Source organism: Azospirillum sp. TSH20 (genome assembly GCF_003115935.1).
Taxonomy (GTDB): Bacteria; Pseudomonadota; Alphaproteobacteria; order Azospirillales; family Azospirillaceae; genus Azospirillum.
Map to the genome: position 1 here is coordinate 1 of NZ_LGQU01000148.1, position 13,988 is coordinate 13,988.

Below are 13,988 nucleotides of genomic sequence, written 5' to 3' on the forward strand. Positions count from 1 at the left end.
CCACCCCCCAAACCCGCCGCAATCAGTCCCCCTCCGCCGGCCGCAGGATCACCGTCACCTTCAGCCCCCGGCCGTCCTGTCCGGCGTCCAGCCGCACGGCCGCCCCCAGCCGGTCGGCCAGTGCGCGGACGATGGCGAGCCCCAACCCGCTGCCGGTGCGCGGCGGCTCGCCCGGACGGTCCAGGCGATAGAAGCGCTCGAACACCCGCTCGCGCTCGGCCTCCGGAATGCCGGGGCCGTCGTCCTCCACCTCCAGGACGGGACCTGCGCCAACCCGCACCGTCACCGTGCCGCCCGGCCGGTTGTAGCGGATGGCGTTGTCCAGCAAATTGCCCAGCAGTTCGCCCACCAGCACCGGGTTGCCCACGGCCCGCAGGCCGGCGTCCCCATCCTCCGGTGCTTCGAATCGCACCTCGACATCCTGGGCCAGCGCCGCCGGCACCTGCTCCGCGGCGACCTCCATCGCCACCTGCCGCAGGTCGGTCACCTCCGGCGCTGCCGGTATCGCCGGCGCGTCCTCGTCGGCGCGGGCCAGCGCCAGCAGCTGGACCAGCAGCCGTTCCAGCCGCTTCACCGCCCCCTCGACATCGTCCAGCGCCGCGCGCCCCTCCGCGCTGTCGGTGCCGAAGCGGCGGAGCAGAGCCAGATGGGTGCGCAGCACCGCCAGCGGCGTGCGCAGCTGGTGCGAGGCGTCGGCGGTGAAGCGGCGCATGGTGCCGATGGACTGATCCAGCCGTGCCAGCAGTCCGTTGATGGCGATCACCAGCGGCAGCACCTCCACCGGCACCACCGCCAGCGGCAGCGGCACCAGCGCCATCCCGCCGCGCGCTGACCGGCTGTCGATCACCCGCCGCAGCCGCCCCAGCGGCGCCAGACCGCGCCCGACCGCCCCCCACACCAGCAGCCCGCTGCCGCCGACCAGCGCCACCTCCAGCAGGGTCAGCCACAGCAGCAGATCAACCTCCACCGCGCGCCGGCCGGCCGTGGTCTCCGCCACCTGGACCAGCACCGGCTGCGGCACGCCATAGAGCCGCCGGATCTGCGCCGCCACCCGCACCGCATGGCCGCGATAGGTCGCGTCGCGGAACACCGTGACGTTGGTCGGCATCTTCGAGATGTCCGGCAGCGGCAGATCGAGATAGCCGGTGATGACCCCGCCCTCATGGGCGACGTTGTAATAGATGCTGTCGCGCGCCTGGCTCTCCAGCATGCCGAAGGCGACGGCGGGAAGGTCGACCGTCACCTCGCCATTCTCGTCGTCCACCGCCAGCCGCTCGGCGATGGCGAGCGTCGAGCCGGCCAGCAGCCGGTCATGGGTGGACTGGACGAAGCCATGGATCAGCGCCGATCCGCCGACGCCCAGCCCCACCGCCAGCGCCCCCAGCGGCACCAGCAGCCGGGTCAGCAGCCGGCGCCGCAGCGACGGTACGCGCTCCCGCCGTCCCGCCGGCGATACTCCCATCAGGCGCTTTCCATCAGGTAACCCAGCCCGCGGATGGTGCGGATCTGCGGCCCGTCGGGTTCCAGCTTCTTGCGCAGCCGGGCGACATACAGCTCGATGGCGTTGGGGGCCACCGGCTCGTCGAAGCCGAACACCTCCCCCGCCAGCCGCTCCTTCGGCACCACCTTGCCGGCCCGCGTGATCAGCCCCTCCAGCACCGCCAGCTCGCGCTTGCGCAAATCCAGCACCCGCCCGTTCAGCGTCACCGTCGCGGTGGAGCGGTCGTAGCGCAGCCCCCCGCACACCAGCTCCGGCACCGGCGTGCCCTGGCCGCGCCGCATCAGGGCGCGCACCCGCGCCTCGAACTCCGCCGGGTCGAAGGGCTTCAGCAGGTAATCGTCGGCGCCGAGATCCAGCCCCTTCACCCGGTCGGCCACCGCCTCCCGCGCGGTCAGGATCATCACCGGCACGGTGGAGCCGCGGCGGCGGATTCGCGTCAGCACCTCGAACCCCGACAGGTCGGGCAATCCCAGATCCAGCACCACCAGCCCATAGGGCTCCGCCCGCTCCAGCCGCGCCGCCTCTTCTCCCGACGCGACATGGTCGACGGCATAGCCGGCCAGCTTCAGCGACGCGGTCAGCCCGCGTGCCAGGGCCGCGTCATCCTCCACGATCAGGATGCGCAAGGGCTGCACCCTCCGTCCGACCGGGCCATCATCCGAACGCCCCTGTTCCGTTCCACCAACAATTTCAACCCGCGACAGATTGACGACAGGTTGGCCGCCTATAGTCACGACAAAGTCGCTTGTAAGCCCAACCAATCCGGCCCGCAACGGCGCCGTGGGAACCAACCGCAGGAGAGGAAGAGATGCGCACCAAACTGGCCCTTCTGGTCGCGACCGCGCTGACCATCACCGTTCCGGCCTTCACCGCCGGCACCGCCCAGGCGCAGTCGGTCCCCGCCGGCTACGACCCGTCCTATGCCAAGATCATCGAGGCGGCGAACCAGGAAGGCGCGCTCAGCATCTATTCCGCCACCGACGCGGCCGCCGTGTCGGAACTCCTGAAGGGGTTCGAGGCGCTCTATCCCAAGATCAAGCTGGAATACGCCGACCAGAACTCGACCGAGATGTACAACCGTTTCATCAGCGAGGCGGCGGCCAACACCGGCACCACCGACCTGATGTGGTCGTCGGCGATGGACCTGCAGATGAAGCTGGTCAACGACGGCTACGCCCAGTCCTATACGTCGCCGGAAACCAAGAACATCCCCGACTGGGCCAACTGGAAGAACGAGGCCTTCGGCACCACCGCCGAGCCGATCGTCTTCGCCTACAACAAGCGCGTCGTCCCCGCCGCCGACGTGCCGAAGACCCACGCCGACCTCGCGAAGCTTCTCGCTGAGAAGCCGGACGCCTACAAGGGCAAGGTCACCTCCTACGATCCGGAGCGCAGCGGCGTCGGCTTCCTCTACATCACCCAGGACGTGCAGGCCAGCAAGGGCACCTGGGATCTGGTGAAGGCGATGGGCCAGACCGGGGTGAAGCTCTACACCTCCTCGGGCGCGATGATCGAGCGCCTGACGTCTGGCGAGCACACCATCGGCTACAACATGATCGGCTCCTACGTCTTCGAGCGTCAGAAGAAGGACCCGGACTCGCTGGGCGTCGTGCTGCCGTCCGACTACACCATCGTGATGTCGCGCATCGCCTTCATCCCGAAGGGCGCCAAGCACCCGAACGCCGCCAAGCTGTTCCTCGACTATCTGCTGTCGAAGGACGGCCAGCAGGCGATGCAGGCCCGCTACATGGGCTCGATCCGCACTGACTTGGCGAGCGCCAACCCGACCGCCGGCATTCCGGAAAGCACGCTGCGCCCGATCCATGTCGGCCCGGAACTGCTGACCTACCTGGATCAGGTGAAGCGCCTGAAGTTCCTGAAGGACTGGCAGAAGGCCCTGCAGGGGAAGTAACCGCCGTCAACCTCCCTCTCCCGTCCCGGGAGAGGGAAGGGGCCCGCCGAAGGCGGGAAGGGTGAGGGGCAATCGAAGGAACAAGTACGTCGATCCTTGCCTCACCCCTCACCCTCCCCGCGCCTTTGGCGCGGGTCCCCTCCCTCTCCCGGGGCGGGAGAGGGAAGATTTGCGCCAAAAGGAATCCCCCCATGAACCGCGCGACGCGCATCGCGGTGATCGTCGCCATGGCGATTGCCGTGCTGGCCCCGATCGGGCTGGTCGTTTACCAGAGCTTCCTCGACGGGCCGTTCTTCCAGCCCAAGATCTCCTTTACGCTCAGCGCCTACGAGTTCGTTCTGGACGACGAGGATTTCTTCGACGCCCTCTACAACTCCTGCATCATCGCCTTCGGCATGACCGCCATCGCGGTGCCGGTCGGCGCGCTGCTCGCCTTCCTGATGACCCGCACCGACCTGCCGGGCCGCCGCTGGATCGAGCCGGTGATCCTGGTGCCGATGTTCGTCTCGTCGGTGGTGCTGGCCTTCGGCTTCGTGGTCAGCCTCGGCCCGGCCGGCTTCGTCACGCTGTGGTTCAAAAGCACCTTCGGCTATGTCCCCTGGTATCTCTATTCCAAGTGGATGCTGATCGTCATCGCCGGCCTGACCCACGTCCCGCACATCTTCCTCTACACCTCTTCGGCGCTGCGCAGCCTCGGCTCCGACGTGGAGGAAGCGGCGCGGATGACCGGCGCCGGCCCGCTGCGCACGGCGATGACCGTCAGCCTGCCGATGGTGATGCCGAACATCCTCTACTCGGCGGTGCTGGTCTTCTTCCTGGGCTTCGAGCTGTTCGGCCTGCCGCTGGTGCTGGGCGACCCCGAAGGCATCCTGGTTCTCGCCACCTACCTCTACAAGCTCACCAACAAGCTCGGCACCCCGTCCTACCAGCTGATGGCGGTGGTCGTGGTGGCGATCATCTGCATCGCCCTGCCGCTGGTGGCCTTGCAGCGCTTCCTGCTGCGCGCCGCCAACCGCTACGTCTCGGTCAAGGGCAAGGCCGCGGCGCAGAAGCCGGTGTCGATCGGCGTCTGGCGCTGGCCGGCCGCGGCGATGATCACCGCGTGGCTTCTGTTCACCGTGGTGGTGCCGCTGAGCGGCCTCGTGCTCCGTGCCTTCGTGTCGAGCTGGGGCGAGGGCGTCAACCTGCTGGACGTGCTGACGCTGGACCATTTCCGCGAGTTGATGGAGTTCCCCAACCTGACCCGCGGCATTGTCAACACGCTGCTGATCGCGTCGGTCGGCGGAGCGCTGTCGGTCGGCGTCTACACCGTCCTCAACCTCGCCGCCCACCGCTGGCCGTCGGGCTGGACCAAGCTGATGGATTATCTGGTGCTGCTGCCGCGCGCCATGCCGGGCCTCGTCGCCGGTCTGGCGATCTTCTGGGTCTTCCTGTTCACGCCCTTCCTGGCCCCGCTGCGCCAGACCATGATCGCCATCTGGGTCGCCTACACGCTGGTCTGGCTCGCCTACGGCATGCGTCTGGTCAGCGGCGCCCTGCTGCAGATCGGCCCCGAGCTTGAGGAAGCCGGCCGCATCGTCGGCGCCAGCCCCGGCCGGGTGTCGCGCGACCTGACGATCCCGCTGATCAAGGTCGGCCTGTTCTCCAGCTGGCTGCTGATCTTCGTCACCTTCATGCGCGAATATTCGACCGGCGTCTATCTGCTGGCCCCCGGCACCGAAGTGATCGGCTCGCTGCTGGTCTCGCTGTGGGGAACCGGCGCCGTCGATCTCGTCACCGCGCTGTCCACCATCAACATCGCGATGATCGGCGGCGGCCTGCTGCTGATGTCGCTCTTCGGGAAACGCTCCCATGGCTAAGCTCATCATCGACGACCTGCACCTGTCCTACGGCAACACCGAGATCCTGAAGGGCATCACCGCCACCTTCGCCCAGGGCGAGATCGTCGCCCTGCTCGGCCGGTCGGGCAGCGGCAAGACCACGCTGCTGCGCTCCATCGCCGGTCTGGAGGAGCCGAAGCGCGGCGTCATCTCCATCGGCGACCAGCCGGTGTTCGACGCCGCCGCCGGCCTCAACGTGCCGTCGGAAAAGCGCGGCCTCGGTCTGGTCTTCCAGTCCTACGCGCTGTGGCCGCACAAGACGGTGTTCGAGAACGTCGCCTACGGCCTGCGCCTGCGCAACGTGCCGAAGGCCGACCTCCAGCAGCGCGTGGCATCCGTTCTGGAGGGCGTCGGCCTCGGCCATCTCGGCGAGCGTTACCCGCACCAGATGTCGGGCGGCCAGCAGCAGCGCGTCGCCTTGGCTCGTGCCCTGGTCTACAACCCGCCGGTCATCCTGCTCGACGAGCCGTTGTCGAACCTCGACGCCAAGCTGCGCGAAGAGGCCCGCATCTGGATCCGCAGCCTGATCAAGCGGATGAACCTGACCGCCGTCTTCGTCACCCACGACCAGATCGAGGCGATGGCGATCGCCGACCGCATCGTCCTGCTCGACGGCGGCCGCATCGTCCAGGCCGGCACTCCCGAACAGCTCTACACCGAGCCGGTCAGCCTGTTCGCCTCGGAGTTCATGGGCGTCAACAACCAGATCCGCAGCCGCGTGCAGGACAAGCGCGGCGGCTACGCCCGCATCGACCTGTCCGGCATCCCCCTGTGGGGCAAGGACCGCGCCGGCAAGTCCGTGTCGGACGAGGCGACCGGCGTCATCCGCCTGGAACAGGTCGAGGTGGTCGACGGACACGGCGAGAACCGCATCCCGGCCGAGTTGGAGACCTCGGTCTATCTCGGCAGCCATTGGGAGCATGTTTTCCGCTGCGGCGACCAGACGCTGCGGGCCTTCGGGCGGCCCTTGGCGGCCGGCACCCACTGGCTGCATTTGCCGCCGGAACAGCTCTGGGTGTTCTGAGCGCCATTCCTTCTCTTGCTTCCGATCGCCCTATCCCCGGAGAGGGCGATCGTCGTTTTCCCATCGGCATTCCGGCTGGGTAATGTACGCTTGCATTTCCCAATCAGCAGTGTACGGTTGCAAAATCTTGGTGTATTGCAGATTTACTATACAAAGCCTTGGGGGTTGAGCCGGTGAGAAGCCGCGAGTTGATCGAGCAGGTGGCACGCCAGGGGCAAGAAGATGCGGTTCGCCATCTCGGGCGTAGCGATTGGCTTTCTGCCGCGATCGGCATCTTCATCGAAGACGGAATCGACGCGGTCAGGATCACCAGGCTTGCCGATGCCCTGTCGGTGACCCGGGGAAGCTTCTACTGGCATTTCAAGGATCGCGACGAGCTTCTTTCCGGTATCGTCGCTTTCTGGTCCCAGAAGAACACGGCCGGCCTGGTGGCTGCGATCAGCGGAGCCCCCTCGTTCCTCGACGGCATGATGGCGTTGTTCGAGGCGTGGATCGACCCCGAACGGTTCGACCCGCGTCTCGACCATGCCATGCGGGAATGGGCCCATCGGTCGGAGCCCATCCGCAAGTCCGTCAGGGAGGCGGACGAGACGCGGCTGGAAGCCCTCACATCCTTGTTCTCCCGCTTCGGCTATTCCTCCCCGGAGGCGCTCGTTCGCGCCCGGATCGTCTATTACTCGCAGCTCGGCTACTACACGCTCGAAGTCAGCGAGCCTCTTGCCGACCGCCTTGCCCTTCTGGAAGGGTATTATGAGGCCTATACCGGCAAGCCGCTGGATCGGCAGGCCGCCGATGCATTCCGCGGGCGTCATCTGGGCTGACCGCCGGTAGGCACGCCACCGGCCTGCCAGCGGCACGCACGGCAGGCGCATGAGCCGTGCGAGGCATCCAAACTGCCATGTCGAGACAGAGCCCCCAAGGGCAGTGAACGGGTGCGCGGAGCAGACGCGCAACCCGGCCGCCGGTCCGGCGGCCCGTCGATCCGAGCACCCCATCCAGTTCGTCCCCTCCCTCCGTGAAACTCGGAGATTTTTTCCGTTGACCCTCTCAATACAAGGGTGTACGGATTGTCTCAATACAGACATGTATGGAAACAAGCCTGATGTGTACGGCGTGGCCTGCCGCCGCGCTTGCGCACTGTGCTTGAGCGAGTCCACGCACCGAGGGAGGAACCGGCCATGGGACATCCGAAAGCCGCGCCAAGGGTGGAGAGATTTGCCGATCTCGCTTTCGTTCCCCGAGCGGAGGACGGCCAGATGGCGGAATTGGCCGAAGTCTCCGGTTCGAAGGATGGGACTGTTCTGGGAACCGGATTCGTTCGTCTCAGGAACGCGCGCTTGGAATGGACCGTGCCCTACGACGAAGTCCTGATCGTGCTCGACGGTGATCTGCGCGTTCACACCGCCCATGGCGTGCTGCGGGCCGGACCCTTCGACAGCGTCTGGCTGCCGGCGGGCAGCGACCTCGTCTACGAGGCCGAGAACGCGCTCGTGGTCTATGCGATCCATCCCGCCGATTGGGCAGCCGCAAGGTCTTGAGGCATTTCAAGATGCACGAAATCACTCGTCTTCCCGCCGACGACAGCACGAATGGCTGGAGCCGGATCCTGCCCCGCCGCACGCCCCGCCCCAGCCTCGACGGTCATGTCCGGGCCGACTGGGTCGTCGTCGGCGCCGGATACGCCGGCCTCGCCGCCGCGCGGCGGCTCGCGGAAAACCGCCCGCACCAGACGGTCGTCGTTCTGGAGGCCCAGCAGGCCGGCGAAGGCGCGTCGGGCCGCAATTCCGGCTTCGCCATCGACTTGCCGCACACTGTCGGCAGTTCCTTGGAGGAGCTTGAAAGCTCCCACCGCTCGATGAATCTCGCGCGAGCGGGGATCGCCTACCTCAAGCGGCAGGTGGACGGGCACGGCATCGCCTGCGATTGGAGCCTGCGCGGAAAATACCATGCGGCGGTGTCGGAGAAGGGGGTCGCCCAGGTCCTGACGCCGTTGGCCAAGGAACTCGATGCCTTGGGCGAACCTTATCGCTGGGTCGACCGCGACGCCCTCCGCAAGGATTTGGGGTCGCCTCATTTCTCCGCCGCCATCCACACGCCCGGCTGCGTCCTGCTGAACCCGGCCGCGCTCTGCTGCGGGCTGGCCGACAGCCTGCCGGCGAATGTCCGGCTGCATGAGAACACGCCGGTGACGCAGGTCGACTATCGCAACGGCGTCACGCTGACCACGCCGGGCGGCAGCGTCAGCGCCCCCAAGATGATCCTGGCGGTCAACGGCTTCGCCGAGAAGTTCGGCTTCTACAAGCGGCGGCTGCTGGTCTTCGCCGCCCATGCGAGCTTGAGCCGCCCGCTGTCGCCCGATGAGCGGGCCGCGCTGGGCGGGGTGGAAAATTGGGGACTCACGCCCGCCAACGCTTTCGCCGGCATCACCATGCGGCGGACCTCGGACCATCGGATCCTGATCCGGCAGAACATCCATTTCTGTCCCGGCTTCCGCCGGTCGGACGAGCGCCGGCGGGCGATAGGGGCCGGGCACAAGCGCTTGTTCGACCAACGCTTCCCGATGCTGCCCGACGTCGGCATGGAGCATACCTGGACCGGCTACATCTGCCTGTCCCGGAACGGCGCTCCCGGCTTCGCCCGCGTGGCACCGGATGTCTTTGCCGCCGTCTGCCAGAACGGCGTCGGCGTGGCAAAGGGGACCATCAGCGGCGTCCTGGCGGCTGATATGGCGTGCGGCGAGGACAACCCGCTGATCGCCGATATGGAAAGCCTCGGCGCTCCCACCGGCCTGCCGCCGCGTCCGTTCCTCGATCTCGGCGTCCGCAGCCGCTTCGCCTGGGAACTGTGGCGGGCGCGCGCCGAAGCCTGAGCCTTTCGATGCCCCGGGCCAATCCCCGGCCGGTTTTTCCGCCCATAAAATCAAAACAGGAGGAGGAAGCGTAAGATGAAGGGAGCCGCAGCTGTAGGCCAGCCGAATACCGTTCCAGCCGCGAGCCGGTCCATGGCGGAATTGCCCGTCGAATCGCCGGACCGGTGGATCGCCCTGTTCCTGATGACCACCGTGTACGCGATGAACATCGCAGACCGCTTCGTCATCTCCACCCTGATAGAGCCGATCAAGGCCGAGTTCTCCCTTTCCGACGGCGCGGTGGGATTCCTGACGGGAACCGCCCTGGCGATCTTCTATGTCGCCGCCGGGATTCCCCTCGGCGTCCTCGCCGACCGGACGAACAGAAAGAAGATGACGGCGCTGGCGCTTGCCGGATGGTCGCTGTTCACCATCGCCTGCGGATACGCCCAGGGGTTCTGGCACCTGTTCTTCGCCAGGATCGGGGTCGGCGTCGGCGAGGCCGGGGGGACGCCCCCGTCCCAGGCCCTGCTGTCCGACAAGTTCCTGCCGTCGAAGCGCGCGTTCGCCATGTCGATCTTCGGCATCGGCGCCGCCGTCGGCGCCTGGATCGGGTCGACTGGGGGCGGGTGGATCAACGATCATCATGGTTGGCGGGCGGTCTTCGTCGCCTTCGGCATCGCCGGCCTGCCTCTGGCGGCAATCGTATGGCTGGGGGTCAGGGAACCCAAGCGCGGCCAACTCGACCCGAGCCATCCGACCGCCGCGACGTCGAGCCTCGGCGACACCCTGCGCTTCGTTCGCACGCAGAAGGCCTTGCTGCATATTCTGGCCGGCGCCACGGTGATCACCTTCTGGGGCTGGGGCCTGATCTGGTGGACCCCGTCCTTCCTGGTCCGCTCCCACCATCTGTCCGTCGGCGAGGCGGGGGCGTTGCTCGGCCCGATGCACGGGATCGGAGGGGCCGCGGCCATCCTGCTGACGGCCTGGGTGATGCACTGGAGCGCCGGCCGCGATGCGCGCTGGCAAATCTGGGTCGTCGCCGTTACCGCCCTCGCCGGCACCGGGGCATCCGCGGCCGCCTACCTGACGGAGTCCCGCTTCGTCGCCGAGATCATGCTTTGGGTGTTCGTGCCGATCGCCTACGTCTATATCGGACCGACGCTTGCTCTGGTGCAGAACGCGGTCCTGCCGTCGATGCGGGCCCAGATCATCGCCATCCTGCTGTTCGTCGCCAACATCGCCAATCTTGCCGTCGCCCCGCAGGTCATCGGCTGGGCGTCCGACTGGCTGGAGACGCGGGTGGCCGATCCGCAGCAGTCGCTGCGCTACGTGCTGGTCGCCGGAACGCTCACCGGCCTCTGGGCGGTCTTCCACTACCTCGCGGCGGCCCGTTATCTACACGCCGATCTCCTCAAGGCGGGAACCGAGCTGGCCGTCCGGCGGACGGGCGCAACGAGCTGAGAACCACGGCTGCGGCGACCGGTCAAGGCCATATGCCGCAGCCGCACCGGCTTCACGTCACCCGCGTGGTGCTGCCGCAGATGCGCAAGGCGCGGTCCGGCCGCATCCTGAACATCTCCTCCATCGGCGGCTATCGCGGCGCTGCCGGCTTCGGCGTCCACAGCTCCGCCAAATTCGCGGTCGAAGGGCTGTCGGAAGCGCTGCACGCCGAACCGGCGCCGCTCGGCATCCATGTCACGGTCGTCGATGTGCTCGTCCGCTTCGCCGATGTCGCCGAGCCGCCGGTCAGGCTGCCGCTCGGCAGCGACACCGTCGCGGCAATCGAGGCCAAGCACGCCGCCGACCGGGCGATCCTCGACAACTGGCGCGGGGTTTCGCTATCGACCGATTTCGCATCGGCTTGAAGCCCGACCTGTCGGCTCCGGGGGAATGCCTTTTCCGAAGCGGCATGTTCCCGCCGGCCTCAAACCTCGATCAGCGCATAGGGCCGCCCGGTCTCCTTGGGGATGGTCTGGGCCACGTTGTAGACCGGCGTCCCCCGCAGCGTGGTCCCGTGATAGCTGCCGTGATGCGCATGCCCATGCGCCACCGCCCGCACATTGTCGAACCGGTCGATGGTCTCGGCCAGCCGCGACGATCCCAGGAACGGGAAGATCTCCGTCGGCTCCCCCTCCACCGTCGCGGCGATGGGGGCGTAATGCAGCACGACGAACACCCGTTCGGTGTCGAGCTGCCGCAGCGCGCTTTCCAGCCGCATCGCCTCGTTCACCGCCTCATGGACGAACTGCTTGATCGCCGGCTCGCCAAAGCTGTCGAGCATCCGGTTGCCGAAGCCGCCGCCGAAACCCTTCACCCCGGCGAAGCCGACCCCGCCGATCTCCTGCGGCGCGCCGTCGAGGAACCGCACCCCGGCCTGTGCCAGGATATGCTCGATCTCCTCCAGATGGCCGCATTCGTAATCGTGGTTGCCGAACACCGCGACCACCGGGATGCCGATGGAGCGCAGGGCGTCGGCGAGGATCTCCGCCTCGCGCGGTTTGCCGTGGTTGGTCAGGTCGCCGCACAGCGCCAGCACGTCGGCCTTGCCGGCGATCTCCTGGAACAGATCGCGATAGGGATACTGCGTGGTCTCGCCGACATGGATGTCGCCGATGGCGGCGACGGTCAGCCTGCGCTCATCCATTTCCACTCTCCTTCAGGCTCTCCTTCGTGCCCTCCTCCCCGACCACGTCGGCGAAGCCCCACTGGGTGACGTCGATCAGGTAATCCTCGCGCGAGAACAGCCGGCCCCGGCAGATGCGGGTCTGGGCGACCGGCAGCTTGGCGCGCTCCTGCATCCGTTCCAGCAGCTCCGCCACCAGCCAGTCGGGGATGCGGTCGCGCTCGGTCGGGTAGATGAAGCGGAAGTTCAGCAGGTGGATCAGCAGCACTTCCCAATACTGCTCCATGTGGGCGAGCAGCCTTTTCCAGTCGATCTTGTCATGCTGTTTCAAAATCATGTGGGCCACGTCCGGCCCGTCGTACTTGTGGCGCATCTGGACGAATGATTTGGAGAAGATCATCTCCGTCGGCGCCACCAGCCGCACATCGGCGCCGCAGATCACCGCGCGGTGTTCCTCCTTGAACCAGCGGTCGTTGACCGGGTTGATGGCGACGGCGGAATTGAAGATGACGTCGAAGAACAGCTCGCCATGCTTGACCTTGCCGATCCAGCGTTCGTCCTCGATCTCCGTCTCGAAGCCATGGTCCTGGAAATGGGAGAGGATGCGCGGGAAATCGCCGCCGCAGCAGAAGACATCGATGTCCTTGGTCGGCCGGTTGATCCCGGTATAGGCGCTGACCGCGTATGTCCCGCCCAGCAGGAACGGGATGCCCGACTGGGTCAGCAGCTTCAGGCTCTCGGTATAGAAGGCCTCTGCCTCCGCGGTGACGGTGGCGCTGCCCTCACGGAGTTCGCTCATGGACCACTCCCCGTTACATGCCGGTGTGGCACGTTGCCCCGGTACAACAGGGCAGGGCGGGAAGCGTTGCGGGGGGCTGACGTTGCCCCCCGAACCGCCCTGGTCAAACCCCGAAATTCGGCTTCCCGGCCAGGATGTTGGAGGTCACGTCCTTGATATCGCGCAGGCCGCACATGGCCATGGTCACGTCCATCTCCTTGCGGATGATCTCCAGGCATTGGGCCACGCCGGCCTCGCCGCCGGCGCCCAGCCCATAGAGGAAGGCGCGGCCGATGAAGGTCCCCTTGGCGCCCAGCGCCAGAGCCTTGACCACGTCCTGGCCGGAGCGGATGCCGCCGTCCATCAGCACCTCGATGCGGTCGCCCACCGCCTCGACGATGGCCGGCAGCGCCGCGATGGAGGAAATCGCGCCGTCCAGCTGCCGGCCGCCATGGTTGGAGACGATCAGCGCGTCGGCCCCGGTCTCCGCCGCCATCACCGCGTCTTCCGGATCGAGGATGCCCTTCAGGATCAGCTTGCCGCCCCAGCGGTCGCGGATGCGGCGCACGTCGTCCCAGTTCAGCGTCGGGTCGAACTGCTCCGCCGTCCAGGAGGACAGCGACGACAGGTTGCTCACTCCCGTCGCGTGACCGACGATGTTGCGGAAGGTACGGCGGTGGGTGCGCAGCATGTTGATCGACCAGCGCGGCTTGGTCGCCATGTCCAGGATGTTGCCGATGGTCAGCTTCGGCGGGGTCGACAGCCCGTTCTTGATGTCCTTGTGCCGCTGGCCGAGGATCTGCAGGTCCAGCGTCAGCACCAGCGCCGAGCAGCCCGCCGCCTTGGCGCGGTCGATCAGCTTGTCGATGAAGGCGCGGTCGCGCATGACGTAGAGCTGAAACCAGAAGGGCTTGTCGGTGTTCTCCGCCACGTCCTCGATGGAGCAGATGCTCATGGTGGACAGGGTGAAGGGCACGCCAGCCTTGGCGGCGGCGCGCGCTGCCAGGATCTCGCCGTCGGCATGCTGCATGCCGGTCAGGCCGGTCGGGGCCAGCGCCACCGGCATCGCCACCGGCTGGCCGACCATCGTGCTGGCCAGCGTCCGGTTGGTCATGTCCACCGCCACGCGCTGGCGCAGCTTGATCCGGCCGAAGTCGGACTCGTTGGCGCGGTAGGTCGACTCGGTGTAGGAGCCGGAATCCGCGTAATCGTAGAACATCCGCGGCACGCGCCATTCCGCCAGCTGCCGCAGATCCTCGATGCAGGTGACGGGCCGGTCGGTGAACAGGTTCGCCCAGCGCGACGGCGGCCGCGACGAAGGCATGCGAACGGAGGTCATGGGGCGTGTCTCGAACGGTTGCGCGTGAAACGGAAGGGGGTGGATTTGGCCATTCCCTCCGCGCACCGTCAAGCCATGGC

The 13,988-nt window shown here is 67.3% G+C and carries 13 protein-coding genes; 8 read left to right on the top strand and 5 right to left on the bottom strand.

Annotated features, from left to right (window positions below; translation table 11 throughout):
• Window positions 1–22 precede the first annotated feature (22 nt).
• Window positions 23–1,462 (bottom strand): sensor histidine kinase, encoded by a 1,440-nt coding sequence (locus TSH20_RS36245; RefSeq protein WP_109157179.1) that lies wholly within the window; start codon window positions 1,460–1,462, stop codon window positions 23–25.
• On the bottom strand, window positions 1,462–2,127 hold the full coding sequence (locus tag TSH20_RS31560) for a response regulator transcription factor (protein ID WP_109157180.1): 666 nt from the start codon (window positions 2,125–2,127) through the stop codon (window positions 1,462–1,464). The genes TSH20_RS36245 and TSH20_RS31560 overlap by 1 nt, the downstream gene beginning before the upstream one ends.
• Window positions 2,128–2,309: 182 nt before the next feature.
• On the opposite strand from TSH20_RS31560, the gene TSH20_RS31565 reads away from it, so the two are divergent.
• From TSH20_RS31565 to TSH20_RS31600, 8 genes are all read left to right on the top strand, one after another.
• On the top strand, window positions 2,310–3,413 hold the full coding sequence (locus TSH20_RS31565) for an ABC transporter substrate-binding protein (RefSeq protein WP_109157181.1): 1,104 nt from the start codon (window positions 2,310–2,312) through the stop codon (window positions 3,411–3,413).
• Window positions 3,414–3,604: 191 nt separating this feature from the next.
• Window positions 3,605–5,272 carry an iron ABC transporter permease gene (locus tag TSH20_RS31570; RefSeq protein WP_109157182.1) on the top strand — a complete coding sequence of 556 codons (1,668 nt, stop codon included), beginning with the start codon at window positions 3,605–3,607 and terminating at the stop codon, window positions 5,270–5,272.
• A complete protein-coding gene (locus tag TSH20_RS31575) occupies window positions 5,265–6,317 on the top strand; it encodes an ABC transporter ATP-binding protein (RefSeq protein WP_109157183.1) in 1,053 nt (350 codons plus the stop codon). Before TSH20_RS31570 ends, TSH20_RS31575 begins: the two co-directional genes overlap by 8 nt.
• 188 nt (window positions 6,318–6,505) lie before the next feature.
• A complete protein-coding gene (locus TSH20_RS31580; RefSeq protein WP_158282098.1) occupies window positions 6,506–7,138 on the top strand; it encodes a TetR/AcrR family transcriptional regulator in 633 nt (210 codons plus the stop codon).
• Between the two features lie 435 nt (window positions 7,139–7,573).
• The gene (locus TSH20_RS31585; RefSeq protein WP_247874549.1) at window positions 7,574–7,855 is read left to right on the top strand and encodes an ethanolamine utilization protein EutQ; all 282 of its coding nucleotides are present in this window, start codon (window positions 7,574–7,576) and stop codon (window positions 7,853–7,855) included.
• Between the two features lie 11 nt (window positions 7,856–7,866).
• On the top strand, window positions 7,867–9,186 hold the full coding sequence (locus tag TSH20_RS31590) for an FAD-binding oxidoreductase (RefSeq protein WP_109157199.1): 1,320 nt from the start codon (window positions 7,867–7,869) through the stop codon (window positions 9,184–9,186).
• Between the two features lie 132 nt (window positions 9,187–9,318).
• Window positions 9,319–10,629, top strand: coding sequence for an MFS transporter (locus TSH20_RS31595; RefSeq protein ID WP_158282099.1), 1,311 nt, complete (start codon window positions 9,319–9,321; stop codon window positions 10,627–10,629).
• A gap of 32 nt (window positions 10,630–10,661) precedes the next feature.
• Window positions 10,662–11,033, top strand: a complete 372-nt coding sequence (locus tag TSH20_RS31600; RefSeq protein WP_199232099.1) for an SDR family NAD(P)-dependent oxidoreductase — start codon at window positions 10,662–10,664, stop codon at window positions 11,031–11,033.
• A 59-nt stretch (window positions 11,034–11,092) separates the two neighbouring features.
• Here the strand turns inward: TSH20_RS31600 and TSH20_RS31605 are convergent, their stop codons facing one another.
• The 3 genes from TSH20_RS31605 to TSH20_RS31615 all read right to left on the bottom strand — a co-directional run bounded on the left by TSH20_RS31605 (window position 11,093) and on the right by TSH20_RS31615 (window position 13,908).
• Window positions 11,093–11,812, bottom strand: coding sequence for a metallophosphoesterase (locus TSH20_RS31605; protein ID WP_109157187.1), 720 nt, complete (start codon window positions 11,810–11,812; stop codon window positions 11,093–11,095).
• Window positions 11,805–12,590, bottom strand: a complete 786-nt coding sequence (locus tag TSH20_RS31610; protein WP_109157188.1) for a nucleotidyltransferase — start codon at window positions 12,588–12,590, stop codon at window positions 11,805–11,807. Before TSH20_RS31610 ends, TSH20_RS31605 begins: the two co-directional genes overlap by 8 nt.
• Window positions 12,591–12,693: 103 nt before the next feature.
• Entirely contained in the window at window positions 12,694–13,908 is a 1,215-nt protein-coding gene (locus TSH20_RS31615) for an alpha-hydroxy acid oxidase (protein ID WP_282183592.1), read from the bottom strand.
• Window positions 13,909–13,988: the final 80 nt, after the last annotated feature.